The 25276-nt window shown below is 58.9% G+C and carries 24 protein-coding genes; 1 reads left to right on the top strand and 23 read right to left on the bottom strand.

Features of this window, described 5'->3' with window-relative positions:
• Positions 1–420: 420 nt before the first annotated feature.
• The 7 genes from OP10G_RS17850 to OP10G_RS17820 form a co-directional block, all read right to left on the bottom strand.
• The gene (locus tag OP10G_RS17850; RefSeq protein ID WP_025229078.1) at positions 421–849 is read right to left on the bottom strand and encodes a hypothetical protein; all 429 of its coding nucleotides are present in this window, start codon (positions 847–849) and stop codon (positions 421–423) included.
• Positions 846–1457 carry a hypothetical protein gene (locus OP10G_RS26440; protein WP_144241231.1) on the bottom strand — a complete coding sequence of 204 codons (612 nt, stop codon included), beginning with the start codon at positions 1455–1457 and terminating at the stop codon, positions 846–848. Before OP10G_RS26440 ends, OP10G_RS17850 begins: the two co-directional genes overlap by 4 nt.
• A gap of 669 nt (positions 1458–2126) precedes the next feature.
• Positions 2127–3944 carry a PBECR3 domain-containing polyvalent protein gene (locus OP10G_RS17840; RefSeq protein WP_144241230.1) on the bottom strand — a complete coding sequence of 606 codons (1818 nt, stop codon included), beginning with the start codon at positions 3942–3944 and terminating at the stop codon, positions 2127–2129.
• A 136-nt stretch (positions 3945–4080) separates the two neighbouring features.
• Positions 4081–4680, bottom strand: coding sequence for a hypothetical protein (locus OP10G_RS17835; protein ID WP_025229081.1), 600 nt, complete (start codon positions 4678–4680; stop codon positions 4081–4083).
• 192 nt (positions 4681–4872) lie between these two features.
• On the bottom strand, positions 4873–5301 hold the full coding sequence (locus tag OP10G_RS17830; RefSeq protein ID WP_025229082.1) for a hypothetical protein: 429 nt from the start codon (positions 5299–5301) through the stop codon (positions 4873–4875).
• On the bottom strand, positions 5298–7451 hold the full coding sequence (locus OP10G_RS24955) for a hypothetical protein (protein ID WP_025229083.1): 2154 nt from the start codon (positions 7449–7451) through the stop codon (positions 5298–5300). Before OP10G_RS24955 ends, OP10G_RS17830 begins: the two co-directional genes overlap by 4 nt.
• Complete coding sequence (locus OP10G_RS17820) at positions 7451–8764, bottom strand: hypothetical protein (protein WP_025229084.1); 1314 nt, start codon at positions 8762–8764, stop codon at positions 7451–7453. Before OP10G_RS17820 ends, OP10G_RS24955 begins: the two co-directional genes overlap by 1 nt.
• A 153-nt stretch (positions 8765–8917) precedes the next feature.
• On the opposite strand from OP10G_RS17820, the gene OP10G_RS26435 reads away from it, so the two are divergent.
• Entirely contained in the window at positions 8918–9307 is a 390-nt protein-coding gene (locus OP10G_RS26435) for a hypothetical protein (RefSeq protein ID WP_144241229.1), read from the top strand.
• Between the two features lie 97 nt (positions 9308–9404).
• On the opposite strand, the gene OP10G_RS17815 is transcribed toward OP10G_RS26435, so the two are convergent.
• The 16 genes from OP10G_RS17815 to OP10G_RS17740 all read right to left on the bottom strand — a co-directional run bounded on the left by OP10G_RS17815 (position 9405) and on the right by OP10G_RS17740 (position 25241).
• Positions 9405–10160 (bottom strand): hypothetical protein, encoded by a 756-nt coding sequence (locus tag OP10G_RS17815; RefSeq protein ID WP_025229085.1) that lies wholly within the window; start codon positions 10158–10160, stop codon positions 9405–9407.
• A gap of 10 nt (positions 10161–10170) precedes the next feature.
• On the bottom strand, positions 10171–11478 hold the full coding sequence (locus OP10G_RS26430) for a hypothetical protein (RefSeq protein WP_144241228.1): 1308 nt from the start codon (positions 11476–11478) through the stop codon (positions 10171–10173).
• A gap of 1237 nt (positions 11479–12715) precedes the next feature.
• Complete coding sequence (locus OP10G_RS17805) at positions 12716–13408, bottom strand: phage adaptor protein (RefSeq protein ID WP_025229087.1); 693 nt, start codon at positions 13406–13408, stop codon at positions 12716–12718.
• On the bottom strand, positions 13405–13677 hold the full coding sequence (locus OP10G_RS17800; protein ID WP_025229088.1) for a hypothetical protein: 273 nt from the start codon (positions 13675–13677) through the stop codon (positions 13405–13407). Before OP10G_RS17800 ends, OP10G_RS17805 begins: the two co-directional genes overlap by 4 nt.
• Positions 13674–15134, bottom strand: a complete 1461-nt coding sequence (locus OP10G_RS17795) for a hypothetical protein (protein ID WP_025229089.1) — start codon at positions 15132–15134, stop codon at positions 13674–13676. The genes OP10G_RS17800 and OP10G_RS17795 overlap by 4 nt, the downstream gene beginning before the upstream one ends.
• 100 nt (positions 15135–15234) lie before the next feature.
• On the bottom strand, positions 15235–15768 hold the full coding sequence (locus OP10G_RS17790) for a hypothetical protein (RefSeq protein ID WP_025229090.1): 534 nt from the start codon (positions 15766–15768) through the stop codon (positions 15235–15237).
• 2 nt (positions 15769–15770) lie between these two features.
• Positions 15771–16706 (bottom strand): phage major capsid protein, encoded by a 936-nt coding sequence (locus tag OP10G_RS17785; RefSeq protein WP_025229091.1) that lies wholly within the window; start codon positions 16704–16706, stop codon positions 15771–15773.
• Positions 16707–16722: 16 nt separating this feature from the next.
• Positions 16723–17286, bottom strand: coding sequence for a hypothetical protein (locus tag OP10G_RS17780; RefSeq protein WP_025229092.1), 564 nt, complete (start codon positions 17284–17286; stop codon positions 16723–16725).
• Between the two features lie 60 nt (positions 17287–17346).
• The gene (locus tag OP10G_RS17775) at positions 17347–17697 is read right to left on the bottom strand and encodes a hypothetical protein (RefSeq protein ID WP_025229093.1); all 351 of its coding nucleotides are present in this window, start codon (positions 17695–17697) and stop codon (positions 17347–17349) included.
• Positions 17697–18392 carry a hypothetical protein gene (locus OP10G_RS17770; protein ID WP_038473320.1) on the bottom strand — a complete coding sequence of 232 codons (696 nt, stop codon included), beginning with the start codon at positions 18390–18392 and terminating at the stop codon, positions 17697–17699. The genes OP10G_RS17775 and OP10G_RS17770 overlap by 1 nt, the downstream gene beginning before the upstream one ends.
• Before the next feature lie 99 nt (positions 18393–18491).
• On the bottom strand, positions 18492–20303 hold the full coding sequence (locus OP10G_RS17765; RefSeq protein ID WP_025229095.1) for a portal protein: 1812 nt from the start codon (positions 20301–20303) through the stop codon (positions 18492–18494).
• The gene (locus tag OP10G_RS17760; RefSeq protein ID WP_038473317.1) at positions 20300–20782 is read right to left on the bottom strand and encodes a hypothetical protein; all 483 of its coding nucleotides are present in this window, start codon (positions 20780–20782) and stop codon (positions 20300–20302) included. The genes OP10G_RS17765 and OP10G_RS17760 overlap by 4 nt, the downstream gene beginning before the upstream one ends.
• 78 nt (positions 20783–20860) lie before the next feature.
• Complete coding sequence (locus tag OP10G_RS17755) at positions 20861–22090, bottom strand: DNA-packaging protein (RefSeq protein WP_227625144.1); 1230 nt, start codon at positions 22088–22090, stop codon at positions 20861–20863.
• On the bottom strand, positions 22086–22580 hold the full coding sequence (locus tag OP10G_RS27485) for a hypothetical protein (RefSeq protein ID WP_227624966.1): 495 nt from the start codon (positions 22578–22580) through the stop codon (positions 22086–22088). Before OP10G_RS27485 ends, OP10G_RS17755 begins: the two co-directional genes overlap by 5 nt.
• A 103-nt stretch (positions 22581–22683) precedes the next feature.
• A complete protein-coding gene (locus OP10G_RS17745; protein ID WP_025229099.1) occupies positions 22684–22962 on the bottom strand; it encodes a hypothetical protein in 279 nt (92 codons plus the stop codon).
• A gap of 389 nt (positions 22963–23351) precedes the next feature.
• Positions 23352–25241, bottom strand: coding sequence for a hypothetical protein (locus OP10G_RS17740; protein ID WP_144241227.1), 1890 nt, complete (start codon positions 25239–25241; stop codon positions 23352–23354).
• Between the last annotated feature and the right edge of the window lie 35 nt (positions 25242–25276).

The following is a 25276-nucleotide window of genomic DNA, read 5'->3' as shown; positions in this document are numbered from 1 at the left end:
GACCTGGAAATGGATAGCGTCCCGGCGGCATCTCCGCCTGCGACGTCGCACCGACGGTGAGGGGGAAATTTCCCGTTACCCGGATATCCGTTACCCCGCCCGGAATGCTCGAACCGATTTCGGCCGGCCTGACTTGTGAGCCCGAGATAGATCCGGACAGAGGAAGCGGCATTCCGGATGGACCAGATTCGGGTAAGGGAGCCAATAGGCGTCGGACGCCGTATCGTTACCGTGGCCGATCGAGTCGTACGCTTCACGAGTCGTCTTTGCGTAATCCAGATTTGGGGAAACTAGCGGCTTGGCTCACAAGTCCCATTACCACCTGAGGGCCAATCTATTTATTTAGCTTTCCAGAGGCAAGGCATCGGAACTCGAAAAGAGTCGAACGTGTAAGAAATAACGATCAGCGAATCGATCTCGCTAAGGAACGTACGGCTCGATTTCGGCGTGATTGAAGCCAAGCCTCGTGAAGAGATCCACTGCTCGTTCGGATAGAACGAGCGTGGTTGGCTGTACGGTCCCAAAGTCGTCTTTGTCGGCAACGCCTTCCGGTTTAAGCCACACAAATCGGGGCAACCAGTTCGAATCCGAGTGTAACTGTTCGAACATTCCCGAAAGGGAAACCTCCATGTCGTCGAACACGGCACCGGACAGCCCGGCCTTTCTTATCTCGTGCTGAGCTTGCTCCGTCACGACGTATACAGGAAACGACTGAACGATGGCGTCTCCAAGCCAGTCGTCGAAAGAAAAGTTGAGATGGCTGACAATCGGCGGATGAACGCTCCTATCCACCTGGGAGTCGTCATCATAACTTCCTGCCACTTCCGGTTCTACTAGATAGTATTTCACTTACCGCCTCTTACAGGAGGAACAAACTGATGCCCATACATCGCAGCGATTTCCCTAACCTTCCGAAAAATCTTTGACCTTGTTGTAGTCGGATTCTCTCTAAAGAATCGGTTCCACTCGCCGCGAATGTCCCGATGATGAAGGGTCGAATCAAGCTCCTTCGGAATCCTCCTGAGATTCTCCAGAGAATGTATCTCATTTGGAGTGAAGAGGTTTGGATACTTCACTAAGACATGCTGGGGGACAGCATGATGAACGACAACTTCCCTTCCAAGGTGCGGGTTCTTCTTCAGAAAGGTTTCCCGGTACTCTTTCGACTTCGCATACCCAACAGTCGAATCGGGCTCATCCAGAACCAAAGAGGGCCGACCCGTTTCCGGTGTCGGCCCTCTTTGGCGGGTGGTATTAGTTTTTCCTGGCGGTGGCTCTGCTTCCCGAACGAGCTTTGCTCTTTCGGGGGCGACCAACCCCTCGGAACCGTCTCCGTACCTAACGTGGAACCGATTTTCATCCGCGGTCCAAGCTTCGATCTCTCCGAGAACAATCACCCTCCTTCCCATCGAATCCTGAATGAGGTCGCCTGCCAGGACCCTTCGCCGGCTGATCAATGACTTTTCGATCTTCTTCCGAATCGACTGCGATGCAGGAGAAGACCAAAAAATGAATTGCGGTCTTCAATAGAAGCGCTCTCGGCGGCAGCGACCGCCCGATTTTCCGCCTTGGTCAAAGTAAGGCGCGCATCGTTGACGAGCGATCCGCGACGTCGGACACTGACAACGCCCTTCCCATCGGAGGCTCCGGTCGCCACTCGATACTCCGGCAGGCCATCGTCAAAATTCTCCTGCAATTGGTCCGGCGTTGGGACGCCAGGCGTGCTCGGCTTCGTGCCAACAAAAATATCGTATAGTCCAATTGGGCGCGTGACGTTCTAGACGTTTGCTCAAGGAAGCCAAAACTTCACGAAGCAGCGCGCCGTTGCTCTTTCGATCGGTCGGGGATAGGGCCAACCCTTGCGTTATGCCGACTGGAAATTGTTCCCCGGGGCTCATGTCATCGTTAAGGCTCCATTGTTAACGAGCTGTTCGATGCTTGTACATGGTTATAAACCTAATTTCGCCCGCTCCTTGTCGAGATTGCTTGGCGCAAAAATTGCCATTAACACGAATTAATGGCTTTCGGCTTGATGCCGGCCAAAATGTGATATCATGACCTTAGGCGCGTGACGTTTCGGACGTAGAGCTCAAGGAGGCGAAAGCTTCACGCAGCAGCGCGCCATTTCACTGTCGTTCTGCTTTGTGCTTATACATCGTGACAAAACGCAGTTCACCAACCGCTTTGTTGGCGCGCCTAGGTTCGTAGATTGCTGTCACGACAAATATTTTCCCTTTATTTGTCTTTTCGAAAACAATCCTGGGTTTGCCATCGGGTCCACTTTCGATGTCTTTTTGGATTCGATCAGGATTATTAATAGCATCCTCGATCAAGTTGAAATCTTCAGGTGCAATCGACATTTGTCCATGGATTTCATTTCCGTGTCGATTCAGCGCATGCCTTATACCATCGCCGTAAATTCTAATAGCGAAAGGCCCTTTTAGTCGAATCCCCGTGCTGCGCCAGATTAGATCCGCGGACGTTGCACTGAGATTACCCACTGTAAGTCTGTCTTTCATCGCCGGGTTGTCACGAACTGCGATGGCAAATTCGGCGGCACTCTTAAACTGGCTTTGGCGTGTGACTCCGATAAGGGCAGTTGGCGAAGCGCCCTGCTGCGCCTCAGTCGGTTGCTGACTTTGTACTCCTTTTCCAAGTCCCGTTTGGGTCGAAGCGTATTCGGACTTACTTCCGGAATACATTTTCTTTGCAAGATTTTCGACCTCAGGTCGACCATATTGTTTTGCAATGCCGACCAGTTCGCCTTTCAGGTCGATTCCGTATCCTTTTGCCATGCCCTGACGGGCAAGGTTGACGGTCGTTGCCGCTTCATCTGCGCTCGCTCCCAAACCACGTAGTTGAGCTTTGATCTGGAAGTCGTCGACCATCACCTTTCCGCGCCTAAGAAGCCCGATGATCACCGCGGAGCGCATTAGGCGATCCTCCCACTGGATGCCGCTTTGGAACGGATTTGCGCCGTGCCAAAGCTCGATCGCAGCCGCCTTGGGGTTCGAGACGAACGCCGCGCTCTGGTCCATAAGTTGCGTGAGCATCAACGCTTGGCCGACGCCAGGAGCCGCGTAAGGCAGATTTTCCGCAATCTTGTTAGATGCCCGGGACGCTCCCTCGATCGTGTACCAAGGAGCGTCGTTTTCATAGATGCTTGGGTCAATATGCTGGCCACCGGTCGCCATACTTATAGCGTCAGATGCGGCGTGGATCGCCTTTCGGGGAGCAGACAGAATCTTTTGGGTTCCGGCTCGATAGTCGGAGGCAATGTTATGGATCGATTTCTGATAGGAGTCGCTCGTCGGGTCCACTCCCGCCACAAAGTAAGGATTTAGCGGGGGAGTGCCACCACCACCCATGGACGCTAGCGAAAGCGAGAAAGCGGTCAGGCTTGCGTCGTGCCCTCCATCGCTCTCTCCACCAGTTACATACGGATCAGGGATCGGCCCCGGCGTAGGAATACGGTCGCCGGCATGTCGAATCATCGCAGAGCTCCCCCACCAGTTTCGGTGGGCATCGATGGCGTTAATAGCCTGTTGCCACTGCCTACCTTGCGCTCCTTCGTTCACCCCCACCTCCCCTAGCGGGAGACGTGCATTGTAACTGTCGACCTTGCTTTGCAGTTCTCCGCGTTTCGCCCGCACGACCGCCCGAAGGGCGGGGGCTTTCCCTTGCGAGTCCCGATTCCCGTCGGCGTAGATCGCGCCTAGCTGATGCAGAGCGCTCCCCCAGTCGACCAATTGCCCCGGCAACCCGGTACCCGTGGCTGACCCTGCCGGAACACTTGGGCTCGGCCGCGGAATCGTATCTCCGGCATGGCGAATTCGCGCGGAGTTATCTTTTCCCGTGTATGACTCGATCTGCTTGTTCAGCCCCGCGATGAGGGCATTGATGGATTGAACGCTGTCCGGGTCGGCGGTCTTAGCCGACTCCATGAGCGCCGCTCGTTTCGCCTGCAAGGAGGCGAGTGAGGGAGCGCTACTCTTGGCGGGTGGTGACGCGATGATGTCGTCGTACAACCCTCTTTGCCGCGAAGGGCCGGGGTTGATGATGTCGTCGTAGAGACCAGGTCTAGCCACCGATGTTCACCCCGTGCGTCCTCTTGAAGCGCGCCCGAATCGCGGCTGCCTTGTCCGGGTGCTGCTTGATTAACTCGAGCCCCTGCTGTCGATCCAATGCGGCTTGTGGCGAGGGCCGCTTTGGGATCGCGCGGACTTGCAACTTCGAGCCGCGCGCCCCAATCGAGCCGGCGAGGGGGTTGACTGGCGTCGTCGCCCCTTGCTGGGTAGGCACGTTTCGAGTTTTCAGTCGACTCATTAACTCTCCGAGCATCGTTGACTTGGCCCGGAGCCGGCCTCCCTCCTCCAGGAGCGCTTGGTATCTCGCCGCTTCGAGCGACTCCGCCGAGTTGGGATCCTGGGGGTCGTAAACCGGGAGGTTCTTCTTGTTTCGGTCGAGGATCCGAGCGATCTGCGCCTTGTTCACGCTGAGCGCCTGGTCGTAGGCCGCTTTGAGCGGAGCCACCAGGTTGAGATCCTTGGAGCCGGCCAGCTGACGCTCCAAATGGGCGAGCGTCGCCATTCGGTCTCCCGCCCGAACTTTGAACTCCGGGTCGTAATTTGCACCCTTCTGTTTGATGTCCCCGCCGCATGGGGCGTCAACGACCCCCACGCGTCCGGCCGAGGTACGGAGCCAGGGCGGTCAGCGCCCCGTTCTTACATCCTTCGCCTTCTCCACGGGAGCGCTCGGCGGGGGAAGCGGGCGCGGTCGGTGGTTTCCCGCCGGCGCATGCGCCGACAACAGGCACGTCACTAAATCCGGAACCCGCCACGCGGGAAGACACCCATTAGAGGCAATCGCTGCCTATGGAACGTAGGGCTCGATCTCGGCGTGGTTGAATCCAAGCCTGGCAAAGAGATTGACCGCTCGTTGAGATAGAACGAGCGTGGTTGGCTGTACAGTACCGAAGTCGTCTTTGCCGGCAACACCTTCCGGTTTAAGCCAAACGAACTTGGGCAGCCAGTTCGAATCCGAGTTTAACTGCTTAAACGTGTCCGAAATGGAAGTCTCCATATCGTCAAATACCGCCCCGGTCAGTCCCGCTTTCCTTATTTCGCGCGCGGCTTGTTCCGTCACGATATAAACGGGAAACGACTCCACAATAGCGTCTCCGAGCCAGTCGTCGAACTCGTAGTTGAGCCGGCTGACAATCGGCGGATGAACGCTTCGATCTACTACGGAGTGCTCATCGTAGCCTCCTGCGACTTCTGGATTTACAAGATAATATTTCATTTTTCACGGCTTACATGAGGTCGAAACTGACCCCCGTATTTCGCATCAATTTCCGTGGCTTTTTGAAGCAATTGCTCCATCGTAGCATTTGGATGTGCCTTATAGAACTTATTCCATTCGATGCGGATATAAGAAAGGTGAACCTTTGGGTTTGACTTCCACGGAATTCCTCGAAGGTTCTCCAAAGAATGTATCTGCTCCGGGGTGCAAAGATTTGGATACTTGTTTAAGACACGCCGCTCGACTGCATGATGAATGTACACTTTGCCCTTAAGGTGAGGGAAAGCATTAAAGAAGGTCGTAGCGTAATCGGAGGAGGGCGCGTGACCAACGGTTGCGGAGTCACCATCCCAAACCTTGGTGGCGTCGTCTAAACCTAGCGGTGCTCCCTCCTTAACGAGCGTCGTCCTTCCAGGGTCAACCATCCCCTGACTGCCGTCTTCATAGGCTACGGAGAAACGATCCTCGCTGGGCCTCGCCCCTCTGACCTCGTCAAGAACGATTCCCCTTTTTCCCATCGAATCCCGGATGGTGTCCCCTGCTCGAACCCGACGAAGGATTGCTGAGAAATCTACCATTTTATTTCGAATTGATTCGGAAACCCTGGACTTCCAAAATGCTTCTGCTTTCTCCTTCGAAGATAACGCGGCAGCAAGAGCCTTCTCCTCCTTCTCAGTTAAAGGAATGCTATCGGCCTCGACTAGCGATCCATGCCGTCGCACGTTTACAAAGCCTTTTCCGTCTGAAACGCCCAATTGGAATCTATCCCCCGGCTGGCCATCGTGGTATTTTTCTTGTAGCTGATCGAGTGTGAGCGGCTTCTTGTCCGACTCCTGCTGAGGCAATCCAATGTCTTGCCCAGCGCCCCCATGAGGATTAGTCCGTTCGCGCGCCCCTGCTTCCAAAACGGAAGAGGGCCGACCCGTTTCCGGCGTCGGCCCCCTTTGCAAGGTGGTGGTGTCACTTGAACCTGGTGGCGGCTCTCCCTCACGAATCAGCTTTCCTTCCTCAGGAGCATACGTTCCGTGAGGATCGCCTTCATAACTTACGTGGAACGGATTTCCAACCATCTCTGGATCGACATGCGACCCAACCACGCGACCATAGGCATTCCGAAGCCAATTCAACACCGGTCCCTTGGCATAGCGCAGCAGCGTTTCGGAAATCAGACTGCCAGCTTTTGCAGTGGCCGCGGCCTCCGCAACTCGACCGACTGCCTTCATCTGCTCTTTGAAAGGCTCGTTCGGGTCCTGAATAATAAAAAGATCGGTTACCAGTGGGAAGGGGTTTGCGGCGCCAACGACATGGCCAAGCACAGGATTGTCTCGTGCAATGTGAAGGAAATCGGCCACCCGGTTCTTGAATTCGGTTTCCACTTCCTCGTTAGCGCCTAGCAAGTCACCCGACTCAGTCGTGGCCACCTTTCCGGTTCTGGGGTCGATTCGCCGCTTTCTCCTAATTGGAACGGCCTCACGCGGTATTTCCCCTTCCGCCGAACGCTCGAAACCAAATGACTTTCCGAGTCCGACTTTTCCGCCACCGGTGTAGTCGAAACGTTCCTGTTCCGCCGCGACTTGATCGGGCGTCTTGGTGTTCCGGAAGCTGGCGATGCCGGTAACGCGGCTCACTTGCGTCATTGCCGTGCGAAGATCGACGGAAGATCCGTCTCGTCCTTCCACGAAGGGCAACCCCCAATTCAGGGCATGCTCGTACGCCGATTGCGAAAACGACAAGCCACCAAACGGGTCGCCCCTAAACTTCTTCCCCTGATAGGTGAAGACAGGCGCCTTCAGTTGCTTTTGCTTTGCCTGACTAACAATACGATTTAGGTCGTCCGTAACGGTCTGGGTTTTCGGTTGGGGCTTGGGCGCGGGTGGCGAGTTCAATCCGAGCGGGTCGCCCGACGCAACACGTTGCCTGATGCTCCGGAAATCCGTGTTTGGCGCCGGCGAAGGTGGGCTTATCTGCACTCGTGCCTTTGGAGCGCCCGGGCGACGCTGTAGAGCGAGCGGCTTTGATGATATCGGCCCCCGAGAGTCCGAATCGTCTCCTTCGATGGAGGCGGCCGCTTCGTCGATATCTGCATCCGAAGGAGTCGAGTCGAACTCGACGAGCTTGGGTCCGAGCTTTGTTTGAAGCAGGATTCTCATCAGCCGCCCACCACGTGAAATCGTCGTCCCGAGCTCGTTTGCCGAACGGCGGACCTTGGACCTTGCGGGGTGATTGCCGCGCTCGATTGCCGAGTGGGCGAGTTTTCGTACCTCGGGCTCGCGGCGACCCTTGGAGGGACGTTGCGAGTCTTCATTCGGCTCATCAACCCTCCGAGTTGCGTCGAGTTTGTGCGGAGCCTGCCTCCTTCCTCAACCAGCGCTTGGTATCGCATCGCCTCGAGCGACTCCGCCGAATTCGGTTCCTCCGGGTCGTAAACCGGAAGGTTCTTCTTGTTTCGTTCCAGAATCCGAGCGATCTGCGCCCGGTTCACGCTGAGCGCCTGGTCATAGGCCGCCTTCAGCGGAGCCACCCAGTTGAGATCCTTGGCGCCGACCGACTGACGCTCCAAATGGGCGACCGCCGCCATCCGATCGCCGGCCCGAGCTTTGAACTCTGGGTCGTAATTCGCAACCCTCTGTTGGATGTCCGCCGCCGCATGGGGCGTCAGCGGCCCCCACGAATGCAGACGAGCGGGCGAAGCCGCCGCCGGCGCTATGGTTTGTCCCATGGTGGCCATGTCCGCCGGCGCACCAGGCGCCGCGGGACCGGCGGGCGCGGGGGCTTGCGGGTTTCGGGCGTCCAACCGCTGCATATCGTTCAGGTATCCGAGTTGGGTCTGGCCCCGACTGATTTCATTGGCCCCTTGAGCCTGCATCTGCTGAACTCGGCGGGCATAATCCGCCGCCGCGGCCTGGTTCGCCTCGTCGGCCGTCCGCTGTTTGCCCCCCATGTACTGCTGCACGAACTGCCCGACCGCGTCTGCCCGCCCATGCTTATCCGCCACCGCCATGAGAAGCGCCGGCAACAGCCCCGTCAAGAGGTCGCGCGAGCGCAGCGCAGGATGGACGGCGGCCGGGTAAGGGAGCGAATAGGCCTTGGCCGCCATATCGCCGCCGCGATTGATCCCGTCATACGCGTCCCGCGTCAACTTCGCGTAGTCGGGAGGCGGAGGCGTCGAATCCGATCTTTGCCCGCTCCTTGAGCCGGCTTCTACCAGCGACTTAATGGTTTGAGCGAATTGGATCGCATAGTCATTGATGGCGGACGGGAGCTCGTTTGGAAATTTGTCGGCTAACCGGTGCAGCGTTGCCCAGATAGTGTCGCCCGAGGCTTGCTGGCTGGATGCGGCGGGCATCCACACCCGACCATCTCGCCCTAAGCTCGTTCCGGGCAAGTTCGCGGAGCCCGTCCGGTTATCGTCTTGCTGCGCGGCGAGGTCGAGGATTTGACCTATCTGTGAAAGTGGAAACATGCTTTTGAATTCCTTATTCGCGTCAAAAGAAAACGCCCTCACTCCGCGGAGTGAGGGCGTTTGAAAAACGATGGATCTGGGGTTAGAGACAGCTTGAGGGTGTGCCGCCCCCGATTGACGAAACCGACCTTGGTGAGCTAACGTACCAATGCGATGCGAAGGTATCTGTCCTGTCTCACGTTATTAGCCCTCGCCGGCTGCGGAGGCGGCGGCAGTTCCTCCCCCTCCTTCAACATCGTCGGCCGCTGGCACCTCGACAGCATCCAAGACAAATCCGGCTCCGGCGCCTGCGCCGTGACGTTACCGTCGGGGCGGGGCTGCGCAGCAGACACCGTTTTTACATTCCTTGCTGACGGTGCCTATGGCGTCGAAGGCGGGGTTCAGACTTGGAGAATAGAAGGAAACAATCTTATTGTTTTCGACTCGGACAGCAGGACTACAATTACTTACTCAATGACTCACACCAATGGCGATGCGATGATTCTCACCAATTTGCCAGATTCGCCAGACTACATTAAGTCTTCTTTTCACCGTCTTCGGTAGCCGTTTTGGTGATTTAACAGACTTGACATCAGCCCGCCTCAAGTCTGCTCGATCTGGACGACGAACGATTTGCACAAGGTGGAATTAGCTACCCCGATTAGGACCCGTATGGGTTGCTCGGACCCGTTACGAATCGGCCGGTATTGAACCCATACATCCAACCGTCGCCGCCGTCGTATTCACCAAAGTCTTGATTTACCGGAACAGCTCTAGGAACGGCCGCCCTCCCGCCGCCCATCCCACCGAGGTACGCCCCGGCGATAGGCGCCAGGGCGCTTAGGAATGATCCAGACCCCATTTCGGCCTGGTTCGCCTGATGGCGTTGCTCGAGGATTTGCCCGATGTGCGCAATCTGGTCAAGCTGAGGATTCTCCTGTCCATAACCTATCGCCTGTAGGAGTGCCTGAAGGGCGGAACGTTGATGTTGTGGAGAGGCATACTCTCGCGCGATATCGTTATTCATGCGATCGGCCTGACCGAATGCTCCGGCGGTCGTACCTGCTTGGAAGCCGTCTCCCAAGCCATACGACCGATTCATCATGTTCGCTTGGCGGGCGGCGTTAGCCGCCTGTTCGGTGTTTCCTCGTTGCAAACCCAGCATCTGAGACTGCTGCGAGGCCGGGGAGAGACTGTTCAGTAGGGCAGAAATCGCGCTCTGCCGCTGGCCATTGAGCCGTTTTCCGAATTCGGCGTTAGAAGCGGCTTGTTCGAAGTAATCCGGCAGGAAGCGCATGAGCGACCCGCTCGCCTCGTTGTTTCCTCTGGGATCGAACCCAAACTGTTTATATTGCTGCTCGACTCCTTTTGGGCTCGTTAGCGGATTGCCCGCATCGTAACTGTAGGGTTGATTCACGGTGACTCCTTTAAGGTCGCATTGCGCCGCTCGGGGCCGCAGATATGTTGATGTGAGCGGCGCGGATCTTTACTCCGCCAGGGACGGACCCGAAGATCGACGGTTGTACAAAGTGGCCAAACCCGCCGACTCCAGCCGGGTCTAGCAGAATAGGACCGGCCGAGGCGTCGATCATCCCGTCGGCGTGAGATCCATCGTCAAACGTCCGCCGGCAGGTCAGCGAGTAAGCTCCCTGCTGAAGCCAAACGGTCATTTCGCGGGCATTGATGCGGCTGTTTCCCAGAAAGTGAATGGCCGGAAATGCGAGGCTTAAGGCCACGTTTCCAGTTGAGCCCGGCTGCTCATGCTCGTAAATGTCGGAGATTCCGTACCGTAGGAGCTTCACATAGTCGTTCGCCTTATCGTTGAGCGGAACTAGCGCCTCGAACGATCCGGCGGTAGCCGTGTCGACTGACTCCCATACGTCTTGCCTCTCGCTCCAAACCAAACAGTTGGTATTGGAACTTCCCGCTGGCGTGTACCCAAGGTAGAAGCGTTCGTTCGCACAGGCTCCGGTGACCCAAACCATCCTTGCCGCGGGGATGGCGGCCAGGATGTCGTCCACCACCGAGGCCGAGATGTTTTGTAGACCTTGATGACCATAAAACCGAATTTGGTTTCTCTCGTCGAGCCAGTAAAATCCGAGCTTCGATCTTGCGATTGACAGCGGCGACAGGGTGCCGTACTCCGCCACTGGCAGAGGGCGAGAAAGCGACGTAGCACTGAACCCGCTTAGCTGATACAGATTTCGATCGGTCAGGACCTGTAAGGTCGCCGATCCGGCGACTGGCGAGGCAAGTTGCTCGGGTGCCGCCGAAAATGAGCCTAGCGGGACAATCGCTTGCAGGAGTTGCCCGTCCAGCGCGAATGACCCACCCGAAAGCTGATCCGGAGTGGTGGCGTCGATGTTTCGGACTGCCATCCGGAATAGAAACGGCCGTTCGTATTCGGAAAACCAAAGCCGCGCCCCCGGACCGGTGTAAGTAGTGCCGCTGCGGGTCGCTCCCGCGACGAACGACCGCCCATTTGCCCCGGCCATCGCCGTCCCCACCGGCAGGCAAACTGCCGCCGGGTCTGGCAGAGGCCACGAGAAATCCTGAGTGAGTGAAACGGCGCTCGTGAGGTCATAACCCGCCGAATCGATCGACCAGCTACCCGAAGCGTAATGAGCTACCCTTTTTGATCCGCAGTAGTAATAGTCAACCTGGCCCACGAATCGGGCAAAGAGAAGTAAGCGGTCGATACCTGCGTTTTGCTGCGCTGACGTCTGTGGATCCACGTTAACCACGTATTTGTAGTAGAACCGCTCATCGTCGACCAGTGACCAGATCTTTGGCGGAGGGCATGCCCCTCCAAGATTGAGTACTGATTCTCCTCGCGATGTCGTTATGACTCCTCCTGGACCAACCGCTCGGGTGTCAGAAGAAGCAAACGCAACTCCGAACTGCGAACTCCCTGGGATCGTTCCCTGAGCGCCTAATACATAAAGGCGGATCGAATATGTTGTTCCTAGGAGTGGGCTATTGTCTAACCAGCTTAGGCGGATCTTGATAATGGCAGAAACGGCGACAATACCCGCCGATCCAATTGGACCACCAATTTGAACTGTATCGTCGTTGTTTGTAGACGCACTGACGTAGCTCGTTACTCCGCCAGGAGTGTACAAATTCACCCAAACTCCACTTGCGGCATCGCTAATGTCAACTTGTACGGAGTTCCAAAGGTCGTTGACGGGAGTAACCACTCCGCCGGTTGTTGAAGACGATGAGCCAATTAGAACCCAGCGCGTAGCACCCGACCAATCGCAAGCGGCTCCAAGGGTGAATACGGCAAAGCCGCCCACGTATGAATGATCAATGACCGCCTCTATCGCATAATAGGGCGCACGAGAACGAATCGAGGCAAAGTTAGCCGTAATACCGGTCCCCGACGTCGTAGAACCACCCGAACCGATATCCATAAAGCTCGCGAGCGTCGCTTTGGCGTAGGTGTGCGTGCCAATCAACGGCGCTTCTGGCTGGGTAACCACCGCGCAATTAAAGTCAGATGACAGCGAAGACCATTCATTCTTGTGCCCATACACTCGGGGCGAATCCAAGCCGTTCTGGATGACCAGTAGGTCATACGGCGTCGTGTCCGAAAACCCCCGGTCACGCAGCACGCAGAATCGAACCGGACTGGTCGAGGAGTCGGTCAAACGGGTGTTATGAAAAGGGCCAGACGGAGCCGTCAGCTCGTTTCCGAGCTGATCCTTTACTAGAACTTCTCCTCCGGACAGAAACGCCCGGAGAAGAACCGGGACGCCATCCAGCGAGCACGCTCCATAGCCCCGAACGGCCGTGCCGGGCAAGGAGGTTAGATACGGCACATCTCCCCAGCGCGCCCGTACCAGGCCATCACCGAGACGACAGTTCTGGACCATCGCCAGGATTCCCGGCGGCAACGCGGTAGGGTCCTGTGCCGAGGCAAAGCCTTTCGCCATGCCCGGTTCCAGCAATACGTGAGCGTTCTCCACCCTAAATCACTCTCCCGATCTGAAGCACAAATCCCGGCACAAACGAACTGTCTTCCTTGTTGCTTTGCACGTCCTTGATGTGAGCCACATTCGTGCTCATTTCTTCCTCAGCCAAACTTCGGTACAGCGCCAAGTCGTTCTGGTTTGCCTGCTGCCAACGAACCAAGAACTTGGCGAATATTCCGAAGAGGTAAACGTTCTCGTTGAGAATTTGAGGTGGCAAAAGGTCGCCAACTGATAAATCGATAACGCTCGTGCAATACAGCCGCACCCGCGGATATCCGGATATGCCATCTGTTCCGATCGCAGGATTCGGCCAAAAGCCGATCTGAGCCTTCGACCCGTTCCCGTCGACCGCCGAAGTAACGTAGTACTCCGTCGGACTCGACGTAGAAGAAAGAGCGCGCCAGTTCCGCCGCATCACCGCGTACTCGTCGGTGGACCGCTCCACCAGGCTCAGCCAGTCGCCGGGGTCTGCGCTCCGCTCATGGTAAGCCTCGTGGATCTTCACCACCTCGGCCTCCAAATCGTACTCCTGAGTTCCGGCGTTGAGAGTAATCAGCTCGGTCTTGTTCCGCAACTGGGACCGCGAGCAAAGCTCGCGGTGAACCTGGTTGAAGAGAGTCAGCCCAACCGCGGAGGCCATTTCGGGATAGCGTTCCCGCGCGGCATCGATCACATTCTGAACCGTCATTTCGACACCCTCCTCGGAGCGAATTCGGCGATAAACCGCACGCCGTCGACCGAAACTAAGCTATGCCCCGGCGCCCGGTATCCGGTCGCCGCGCAGACTCCCCCCGCGTAAGCATCCGCCGCGCTCGTCGGGAAATCCCAAACAAAATCGGTCGGCACGAACGCCGCCGTCGCCCCGAAAACGACCGTCGTCAGCCGCAAACCCTGGTCGACCGACTCGTTTCCGAACAGCCCCATGAGCGACGGCGCCACCGTCAGTTGCTGGTTCAACTCAGCTTCCCCCGGCTTGCCGAGACGTCCGTCGCGCTCTGCGAGCCCGACAGCATTACCGTCGTCGAGTTGTCTAAATACACCGTCTGTGCGGAGCTCTGGATCGTGTTCTTATTGAACAAATAGCGGTAGATCTGCCCGAGCTGCTGTAACACGGTCGTCGCCCGTCCCGCCACGTTCCCACCGTCGAGCGCGCCCCAAACCGAAGTCGCAACCGCCGGCCGGACCACAAATCGCTCGACCATTCCTGCCTGAGCAATCGCGTCCACCGTGGCCGCCACTCGGACGCAGTAACACTTCCCCACCTCGAATCCGTTCGCCGCCGAGAGCGTCGCCTGCCCACGGTAGAACCCCACCGTGTTCGCGTCGTCTTGCAGGGCTAATGAGCCGGTCAAGATCGGCGTGTCCGTCGTCTCCTCATAAATCCGGTAGCTCGGGCTCCCGGTCGCATCGAACGCCGAGCCGGTCGAGGCCTGGGTCGTTTGCGCCCAAAAGGTAAATGTGTCGTCGATGTAAGCGGTAGTCATTTCATTCAGATCTGCGGATAGAAAAGAGCCAAGCATGGGACCGTCGACCCCGCCGGCGGCGGTTGGAGATGTAAATGACAGCACGAGCGTGTCCAAAGTAAGCGTGGAGGCATCCGGCGTCACTACCGAAGCCGAAACAGAATGCGTCACCTGGGCAACGTTCGTCGGACCACCCACGGAGATCGCCGAGGTCCCGCTCGGACTAAACGAAAACGATTGAGCGGTCGGAATCAGCCTCCGCACAGTAGAGCTCGCCGTCCGCTCCGACGGAGGGGGATCCGGCGTCGGCTCCTGGATCGCCCCGGAATCGGTGACGCCAAGTCCGTTATCGACCGACGCGGTCCCCGTGTAACCAGCAATAAATCCGCCCGCGTACCCGTCCCCCGTACTGGTGGAAGAAATGTCCACCACCGCGTAGGCGCCGGGTCCGGAAGGCGTTATCGAGAACGTCGGATTGCTCGACACCGTCGAGCCGCCCCGCACCACCACCGGCGATGTTGGCGAAACTGACACGGAATAGCCCGAGTAACTGGTCGGGTCGGCCCGGTACCCCAACCAAAGGTAAACGTTCCCTGCGTTCAAATCGGCCAGAGTAAAGCCGCCGGTCCCTAACAGATAGTTCCGGTTTCCGGAGACCGGCGCCATCACCGCGACGTTAGAGCCGGGAGCGCTTGCGTCTCCCAGCGAAACCAGATCGTCGATAATAAACGTCCCGCTCGAAGCCGGGCTGTAGTTCCCGCCGATCAGCAAAGACAGCGTGCTCGGCAGAGCCGCCAAGGGAGAACTCGGCAAAACCTTAAACCGGGCATAAAACGATTTGTCCCCCGGCTGGTAGGTGCCTGTGACGAGCGGAACGGCTAGCGAAGACCAGGTCTTGGTAGCGCCCGTCCGGCTAACCGCCGTTCCGCCCGATAGATTCAAATTAGGCATAAAATCCCCCCTTTTGGGAGCCGGGTGCCACGGGTGGAGGCGGATGGTCCGTGCCGCCGCAACCCGTGCTAACCCCGCGTTCTTTACGAACGAACACGGCCTACGCCGCGTAATAACCGACGACGCGAACCCGAAACGTCCCCGCGGTCGAGTTCGCCAAGACCGCCTGGATCCCCTTCCCCGCCGCCCCGCAAGGCCCCAGCGTCTTCACCAGGTTATCGGTAACGCCGGAAGCCGGGGTCGTCGCCGGCAAAGGCAAAAATGCCCCTGAAGCCAGCGCCGTTTGCGTGTAGGTCGCGATCGCCGTCCCCGCCGAATCCTGCAGCGTCAGCGTCACCGTGCCTCCGGTCCCGCCGCTTGCCGCCACGCTTGCCACCACCTGAATGCTGGAGATGTACACCTTCATGCCCGCCGGCACATCCGAATCCGCCAGCAGCGTCGAAGTCGCCGCCGTCGTACCGATCGTAAGATCCGGCAACGAAGTCGACCCCGTCACCACCTCGAACTCGCACGAGTCCGGCGGAAGATTCGTCACGGTTCCGGCCTCCACCAGTACCGGAAGCCCCCGCACGATCCGGGTTCGAAAACCCGGAACCGCCACAAGCCCTTTGAATGGTTTCCCTTCGCCCGGCATCTTTATGCTCCCGGCGAGTAGATGAACCCGCGCCAATCTTCGATCGCCTTCGCCCAGATCCGCGTCAGCGTGTACTTCCAGGCATCCTTGTCGATGTCGAACTGCTCCTTCGTCCGGTTCTCGCGTCGCGAAATCAGAGTAAGTCCATGCTCGTCGTCCTTCGAGCTGCGTAGCGCCCAAGCCGTCGGGCTCGTAAAGTACGGGTCCATCACCACCTCGTCCACGTAGCCGCCGGCCCAGTTCGGGTCGCTGGTGTTGGTTCCTTGCACGCCGCTCGCATCCACGATCCGGCGGGCCAATCCCCAGAGCGCCGAAGCCACGTACAGCTTGTACGGCCCCATGAACATCATCGGGTCACCCCGGTGGCTCTGCTGTTGCACCAACTCCTGGATCGCCTGCTCGAGAGCGAGCGGCCCCAAAGCCAGGTAGTTGGACGAAGACGAACCGGCCGCAATGTTAACGATGTTCGAGCCCACACCGGAATCCAGTCCGTGCGAAGAGGAAGCCAGCGGCTGTCCGTCCGGCCCCACGAACCCGCTCGAAGTCGCCAGATTCATGAAATTCGCCACGTCCGCCTCGAGCGTCTTGTTCATCGACTTGGCCATCTTCGCCCCCTTCCGGGCGATCACGCCGTACTTGTCGGATTCCATCGCCTCCGAGGAGATGGCGAAGCCGATTCCCCGCTTCAGCGGATAGTAATCCTTGGTGTACGGCGTCTGGAAATCGTCGTACTGGATGCCGGCCGCCTCGCCGGTCGGGTTGCCGCCCGCGTTTCCACCCATCGCCAGGGCCGGTCCCATATCTCCTTCCTGCAGCACCCGGTAGAAGTAATCCGTGGTGTTCTCCACTTTGGCGATCTTCTGCCAGATCCCCGGGTTCTTAGTGTTGTAAAGGGAGATGACGTCGTTAAGCCCTTCTCTCCCAAGAAGGGGCGACATGGATTGAATTCGCATATTAGCCCTGCCTCACTGTGTCGCTCAAAATCGTCCGAAGCCAGACCATCCCGTAGTTGTCGCTGGTCTGCGACTCGGCCGAAGCCTCCACGAACTTGAACTCGCCCGTACTGGTGGTCGAGACCATGTACCACCACGTGTTGGCATCCGCTCCTCGGTAGCGGACGAACTGATAGGTAGTCCCCAGCGAGAGCGCCGCTTGGGTCGAGCTCGACGGAGTCGCGTTGTAGATCCGCACCAGCAGCTCCAAGTTGCTGTCGAAGACGGCGACCGGAATCGTATTGCGCCCGGTCGACGCCTCCGTTCCCGCTGAATTGGTCGCGATGTCGGCCAGCGCGATGCCGTAAATAGGCAGCGTTCCGCCACTTGCCGACGACGCCGTGTTGTTCGAGCCCGGTAACGCGATCGATTGCTGAACCTTGCCGCTCGATAGCGACACGATGTCGCCATATCGAATCGTCTGCGAGTTCGCGACCTGCTCCTCTTTCTGATTAAAAGCTCCCCCACTCCCCTGAGAGGGCCGAAGCCGAATGACCTTATCTAATGCTCCAGGTGCACCTGGCATATTTCTGTTCTCCTTTCCTTGTCAACTGGCGCAACTGCGCCAAACTTCCGAAATCGGCGCCTACTCGTCCACCCCCAACGTCTCCAGCAAATCCTCCGCGCTGACCGGCGATAGCGACTCCACGGTCGACTGGTACATCCCGTCGTCGTGCTCGTCTCGGCTAATCGCCCGCGTCCCGTCGACCTGCGCCCGAGCCCGCGTATGCGCCTCGTCCTCGATCTTCTGATAAGCCGCCTGGGAAATCTTCGCCTCCCAGCCCAGCTCTCCCTCCGCCAATTCGTATCCCATCTTTCGAAGGGTCAAAAGCTGGTTATCGAGGTGCCCCTTCTCGCCGTGCTTCTCGATGAACACGGTCCGGATCCCCTCGGCTTTCCGGCTCGCCGCCGGTTTCCTTTTCTGCTCGTAAGCCATTAGCGACCACCCTGTTCCATCGCCCGGTTGTAGGCGGCGACCGCCATTTCCCGTGTCGCTCCCCGCGGACCGAATGCCCGCAGGTAGCTCGCGATCTCGCGCTCCGCCGCCGCATCCAGATTGGAGCTAGGGTTATGGACCCCCTCGCTCCTCGGCGCCGCGGTCCGTGGCGATTGCCTCTCCCCGGCGTAACCCTTGGCCGCGAACTTCAGCATCCGGGCCACCTGCGGGTTCTTGGCGATCGCCGCCATCTCCATCGGGTTGATCCCTTGAAGCTCCGCGCGGACGTATTCCTGCGCCTCCGCCGGAAGATCGCCCGCGACCTGCTGCACGATCTGCGCTTCCAGCATCGGGCGCATCGTCTCGCTCATCGCCCGCGCCACCGCGTCGCTTCGCTGGGCGATCCGCTGGTCGATATCCAGATAGGTAGGATCGTCCCGCCAATAAGAGGCTTCCTGAGCGACCGGTTGCTGGTAGCGATGCTCCAGTTCGCTGAGCTTCGATGCCACGTCGGTGGCAAACTCGTCGAACCAATCCGGCGGGCCATCCGCCGCCTCCATCGGCGCCGGATCGTGGAAGCCGTCATGGAAACCGTCTTCGTCGACATCAAAAAAGCCGGGGTCTTCAAAACCTCCGGCTGCTCCGTCGTCGGTGGCATGGTAGCCGACCAACCTCAATCGTTCGTTTAGTGTCATGGGTTATCCTTCAGTTGGTCGATCACGACCTGCCGGAACTCCGCGCTCAACAACGTGTCGAGCTGCAGAATCTGCCCCTGTAGCAGGGCGACCGAGTGGTTAAAATCCTTGTCGGGGCTGGGGCGCGTTGCCGCCAATTGGTCCAGGCACCGGGCCCGGAGCCCCTCCAGGGCCGGCAACACCGCCTCCCGCCATTGGGGAGAGCGCCATAGCGCCCGAACCTGATCCGCCGTTGGTTTGCGTGGCATTTTGAATATCCGTAAGTAGAACCTGGGCCGCCTGCGGAACCGGCACCTGCCCGCCCGCCACCGCCTGTAGCAGTTGCAAAATCTCCTGAGGGTCGATCGCTGGCGGCTTCGATTTCAACCCTTGCGCGCTGAACGGAAGGTCCAGCGCCTGAACGATCTTCTCTGTGATCTCCCGCCGGTCCAACCCGCTCTGCGGGTCCGCCGAAAGCTGCAGCAACATCTGAAGCTTGTTCAAGAGCGTCTGCGGGCTCGACGATCCGGACTTCCCCGTCACCTCGAACCGGTACGACTTCCCGCGGATCATCTCCCACGTCAGCTCCCGAGGCCACTTCGAGCCCAGCGCCGCCGCCACCTCTTCGAAGTGCAGGGTGAGAACTTCGTAAAGGAATCCCCAAACCCGCTGCACGAACGGGCTCATCGCCTCCGTGTACTGGTCCTTCGCCTCATTCTGAGCCTGCAAGAATCCGGCCGCCGCCGTCGCCGTCGTCCCACTCGGCATGTTCTCGCTCGTTCCCAAGCGCGAAATCCCCGTGAGCCCGTCCGCCACCTGCTCCAGCTTCGCCCCCTCCATCGGCAGCGCCCCCGGATTGAATCCCGTCGTCAGCGCCTGAACCTTGAGCTCGGTCGAGGACTCGATCAGCGTCGCCGGTCCGTACTTCTTCACCTTCGTAGGGAGCGTTCCCCCGCTGATGACCACCATCGGAAACGCCGCCATATACGATCCGTGGATCAGCGTGGTATGGATGTCGTTGTAAGCGAGCTGAAGTCCCTGCATCGTCTGCGCCAGCGAGTCGGCCGGCCAAACGTTCCCGTCCGGCTCCTCCAATCTCCCCGCGAAGTACCACGGCTCGCTATAGGGAAACGGCTGACAGCTCAGCAGCTTCGTCTGGTTCTTCGCCACCACGCACAGGTAGCGCTTGTACACGCCGGCCTCTTCCACGTCGCTCTCGTGAACCACTTCCCAAAGCTCCACCTGGTCGTCCGCATTCACAACCGGCGAGGTCGTCTCCGTCTTCGACTGGGTCCTGGACCGTCCCGAGTAATGCTCGTTCGGATCGTCTCCTCCGAAGATCTCGCCCTTGTAGTAGTGCCCGCTGTTTTGCTCCGCCTCGATCCGATACCGCATCTTGTAGAACCGGTGCCCGATCGTCTTCGCCTCTTCATAGCACCCGTTCTCCGCCGGGTAGCACATCATGTTGCCGGGATGAATCCACTCCATCCGGACTCCATGCTTCGGAAAGTCCGGCGACACCCGAAGCGTCCCGATGTTCGTGTTGACGGCAAGCTTCAGGATCTTCTTAAACCGCGAGTTAAACTGCGCGTCGTCCGCCATCGCCTGCAACGCCCGCTCCACCACCTCGTCGTTGTTCCCATCCGCATCCTCGTCCAGCGCCTGGACGAACGGATACAGCCCCGTGATGCTGCTGTAAATCGTCCCGATCACCCGGTCCGCTTTCTGCCGGTACAGCGGAATCGCATACGGCTGCATCCCTTCCGCCACATGAAGCGAGCTAACGTCCGGATCGACCCCATAAATCTTCTCGTTCCGCTCCCACCGCTGCGGCAACGACCCCTTGGCCTGCTCCGACGCCTCAATCTCCTTACAGATCCGCTCCGCCAGCTTCTTCTTCTGCCCGTCGCTCAATACAAGTAAATCAATCATTCCGCACGCTCCGGCGTCACCTTCGCCACCACCGATTCCCACCACTCCGAGGCCACCCCGTAAAACCGGACCTGCCGCCCCTTCGGCACCCAGGCCGCGTCGGTGTCTTCCATCCACAACCCGTCGTACGGCTTCACCAACACCCGCTCGCCGGGGCATAGGCCGCGAACTCCACTCGCTACCACCGTCCCGCAATCGTCCCGAAACTTCCCTTCGAACTTCCCACCTGGCGTCAGGATCCCGGTCCCACAAAACGTCTCCGCCACCTCATCCATCAACACCGCCACCCTCCCCGGCAATGCCACGACGGCCTTCGCCAACCGCTCCACCACCCCCGCCTCCTCCCGATACCCCTGCGCCCGCCGAGCAAAAATCGAATTCTCTTGATGTGGCATTTCTCTCCAAAGGAGCGCGGTCGTCCCGCCCGCACCCCGGACCGCGGACGTCCCGTCCGCCAAACTCCCAAAGACAGCCGGCACGGAGGGACATTCCCGCATCGCGCGACAACGCGCGCGGATTGCGGGCCAATGAGGAAACGTATTCCCTCGTGTCCCTCCCTACCCTTTGGCTCGGACTCGCTGTGAGATCCGTGTCCCGGTCGCGACGCAAAGCCCCAAACCGTGGAACGCCCAAACCAACGCGTCCACGTTGTTCGGCGATTTCGAGTTCGAATCGCTAGCATCCCAGCTCGTCTGCTGCTCCTCGAGCGCGTTCATCGGGCCGCAGTGATGCACCCGCCCTTGTTCGTACAAAGTCGCAACCGGCTCCGCCCGAGGACGTTTCGCATTCGCCGCATGGACGAGCGTGATCGGCACATTCGACGCGATCCCCCGGATCACTTCCCGGATCAGCTCGCCCCCCTGGTTCGCCTCGGCGATCACGCAGTTCGCCTTCGTCATATCGAAAAGCTTCACGCACAACCGCGCCCACTTTGCCGGCGAAAGCACCTTCGAAAAATCTCCCAGCACGTACCCGTTTCCGCTCTCATCGGTCCCTGCTACGCAAATCCCGCATGCGTCCGGCTCCTTGTTCGGGTCTCTTCGCTTCTCCGGATCGCTGACGCTCGGGTCGAGCGCCACCACGATCTTCACTATCGGCGCCGGTGGCCGAAACACGACCGTGCCCTTCTCACGGACAAACGCCGACGGCTGCCGGAACCCCTCTCGCTCGAACCAGGCCGCCTCCCAAAGCGCCCCTTCCACATCTTCAAGCACCGCCCCTTCCAGCTCCTGCCGCCCCAGTCTCGTCCCCTCGTACTTCCGCACGATCGAGGCGAAAAACGCCGGCGCCAGGTTTTCTCGGTTCGCAAATGTGCTCGACCGGGTCACCTTGGTATTAGGCGCTGCGATCAAGTCCTTCAAGACTTTAAGATTTCGCGGGGTCGTCGTCCAGATCGCTTCCGGATCGCCCAGTCGCAACCCGAACATCGCCATGTCGAACGTTTGCTGGGGATAGCGCCAAGCGCAAAGCTCGTCGCCCCAAACATCGGTCGATTGCCATCCGCGGAGCGCGTCGTAATCTTCGCCCGAGAAGAACCGCGCCCGGCACCCGCCCTTAAAGCGGATTTCGCCCATCGAACGGTTGTAAGTCTCGAACAGGTCGCCGGCCACCGCCTGCAGTCCCGACTCCCCTTCGACCATGATGTCGCGGACGTCGGCAAACGTCGGCCCGATAAGCGCGATGTATCGCGCCGCTCCGCTCTCGATTCGCTCTCTTAACCGCTCCGCCGCGCTCCGAGTTTTCCCCGCGCCCCGCCCGGCGAGATATAGCCAATGAACGCAGTCAATCGGCCGAAGTTGCTCCGGTCGTGCAATCGTCCGCCACTTCGGACGGCTCTCCCGCCTCAGCAGTCCCCTCCGCTCCGCTTCCGCCGACAGCAGTTCGTTTAAGAAGTCGGAGGATGGTTTCATCGTCAAGTTGTTTGACATCGACCCTCATTCGCTCGGAGAATCTCTCGGGGTTGTGGGCAACGAGCAGCCGCACAAGTAGCGCGTCCGAATATTCCCGGTGTTCGTAGGGCGCGCTCGTCCGCGGATCTACATAAGGCTGACCCGTCTTCGTATCGAACTTCAGCCGGGGAACCCCCTCCACCGCCCGCCGCCGCGCCTCGGCCTCTAACACGTCCACCGCCGAAAGTCGCGCCTCCTCGAACCGTGCCTGAAAGCCTCCGAGGTCGTTCTTCAACCAATAGGAATAGGTACTGCGATGAATTCCCGCGACCCGGCAAGCCTGCGCCACATTGCCGCCCTCGGCAAAAGCCTCCAAGAATTCCATCATCCGCCGCTTTCTAGTCTCGTCCGACATCCGATTCCCCCTGGAGCGCGGGCGTGCCGCCCGCATCTCGGACCGCGGACGTCCCGTCCGCCAATCGCAAAGAACCTCAATCCAATACCTCCACGATCCGCACGAACCGCGCCTTCGCGCTTTCGTCCGCCGTCCGCATAACCCCTTCAACCGCGATGCTCCGCACCTGGACCTGACGCCCCTCGAGCGCCTCGATCCGCTTCTTCAATTCCAAAATCTGCGGCTTCATCTCCGTCTCGATCGAAAGCTTCAGCGCCCGATCCCGCTTGTCCACAAACGCGAACACTGCCGCCACCCCTGCCGAAAACGCGGCAAAGTAAGAGAGAAGATCCGAAACCGATACCGGAGACGCCATTTACTAACCTCCCGTCGAGAGAGCGGCGCCGGCAGGCGGGTGGAAGGCAGCTTTGGCCGACCCAGATGCAGTTCCGCGTACTCGACGCCTGACTACTGATTCCCGCCCGTCGGGCCGCTCGATCCCGACGCTCTCGTTCCTCTCACGGCCCATTGCGGGGAGAAAGGAACCCGTTACCTGTCAAAACGAAAAAGGCCCGGTCCCGCGATCGCGGACCGAGCCTCTAAAAACCAAAAACCGGATGATCATTGACCGCCTTCAGGCGCAATGATCCCCCGGTAACGAATTCATAATACACCGCCCTAAATCTAATCGAAACGAGAAGGTTATTTTTGCTCTCCAGACCGCAATAAATAACGCACAGGCTCGTTTCATTCGCTCCTTGAACCTCAGGTGGGTGTTGCTGGGGCAACCGCAAGCGTCAGCTTGTTGCCCGCGTCACCACCAAACAGCCGGAGAACCACGTCGTAGGCGGGCACCGGAGGTGCAGCTCCAATTAAAGCCGCCGCTGGATTCGGTGGGGGAATCTGTAATTTCGACGGCACCTTGAATGTGACCGTGTCCTTGCCAACCTTGCACTCCGGCGAGGGAATGCCCCCCACCAATACTTCGACAAATCCCGATTCGTTTCCCCGGATGAGTTCGGTGAAGGCATCCGGAATGGCGGTAATTCTCACCGAAACCTCATCGCCTTCCTTCGCGGCCGACGGCGAAATTCCCACAAGATTGACCTGCCCCGGATGGAACCCCTTCTGGACAGATGTTTCCACCCCCATCGGCACCGCCTGTAAGGCTACTCCCTCGAACTGAAGGGAAACGTCGACCTTTTTCCTGTACTCCTGCCGTTTGGGATCCACGGGCACAAGGAATGAGAACTTGCCGTTGGCTGCGTCAAGGCAGCTGATTTCGACCGGTACGCCGTCGAAGATCGCCTGTACGATCTCTTGATCGTGCGTACCACCGCTAAGCGATGTGCAAATACCGGTAGGCAAGGTCGACGTGGTAAGCGTAACCTTTTCACCCGCTCTAACCACCGCCGGATGAACGCCGACGATGCGAATCGTTTCCGACGACCCGAGCTTTGAACCGAGATAAAGCGTCTGACCCAAGCCAACCAAGGCGGTCAATCCACCCTCGATATCTGGAAGACCAAAGGAGGCCTTGAACCCTCTAAATTGTTCTTGAAAAGTCGTGCTGAGAGGATCGATCTGACCCAATCTTGCCGCCTCAAAGCCAATCCGATGGAGTTGGCTTATCACCGTGGCTAAGAAGACTCCGAGGGCGGTAACCGTCCAGAACAGTAGAAAAACCTTGGCCACGTCGAGCCGTCCAAACTCGTCTCGCACGAGGCCGACCCACGTCCCGTGGCGGGACGAAGGCGTGCCGCCCCTGTTTGTGTCTGCCGGCCGATGTCCATGCAGACGCTTCCAACTTCGTCCCCCCGCCGACTTTCCCACCGCGATGTATTTCGATACCACCGCCGTTCCCGTCCCTAGTCCGAGCGCCGTCGCCAAGCTCGTTGGCAATCCCGGCACACCAGAACCCCAGATCTCGAATCGAACCCGAAGCGCCAACAACGAGAAGTAGGCGAAAACGACCGCCAACATCCATAGCATCGCCTGGAACTTTGACGTGCTGACCTCACCGTCTTCCCCCATCGCGAACGAGCGGAAAAAATTCTTGTCGTGCCCGGATTTCATCCCGGCCAGCCACAAAACCACCCACGCTTCTAGCAGCGCAAGAAGCCCGACCAAGAGAGCCATCCACAACGGCCCCGTAGTGTCGAGCGGGTATCGCACATCGTTCAGTTCCCTTCCCTTCTTGTTGGCCAAGGCCGTCAGCCTCTCCATCGTCTGACGCTGCTCGGTCAACGTTCTTTGCAAAGGCTCCAGGTTGTCCGTCGCCCCTTGAAATTCTTTCTTGAGCTTCGCAACCTCCTGTCCCGCCGCGGTTTTCGCGGCCGTGTCCTTCGCCGCGAGGGCCGTCGATTTAGCGGCATCGAGTTTGGACCTGACTTCATCGCTCTTCTTTTGCGCCGCCGCCACCAACTTTTCCGTCGGTACCTGCGCCTCCGTAGCCCGCAGCACATCCAAGTGGGACTTGAGCGCTTCTTTCTCGAGAGCCGACGTTGCCGGTGTTTCCAGCCCCAATACAAATAGAGAGAAACCGAGCAAGACAATTAGAACGAGCGAAAGAATAATCCCCCTACGAGGCAGCGCTTCCTCCCCCGCATTGCGAAAACCGGAAACGAGGCTGGCCCACCTACTTTTTTCCTTCATTTGCATCTTCCCTTCCTTTCCGCCAGGAAATCCCG

The sequence above is a fragment of the Fimbriimonas ginsengisoli Gsoil 348 genome (genome assembly GCF_000724625.1).
GTDB lineage: Bacteria > Armatimonadota > Fimbriimonadia > Fimbriimonadales > Fimbriimonadaceae > Fimbriimonas > Fimbriimonas ginsengisoli.
Note: the sequence above shows the minus strand (reverse complement) of the source record. Positions and strands in the feature narration are given on the sequence as shown.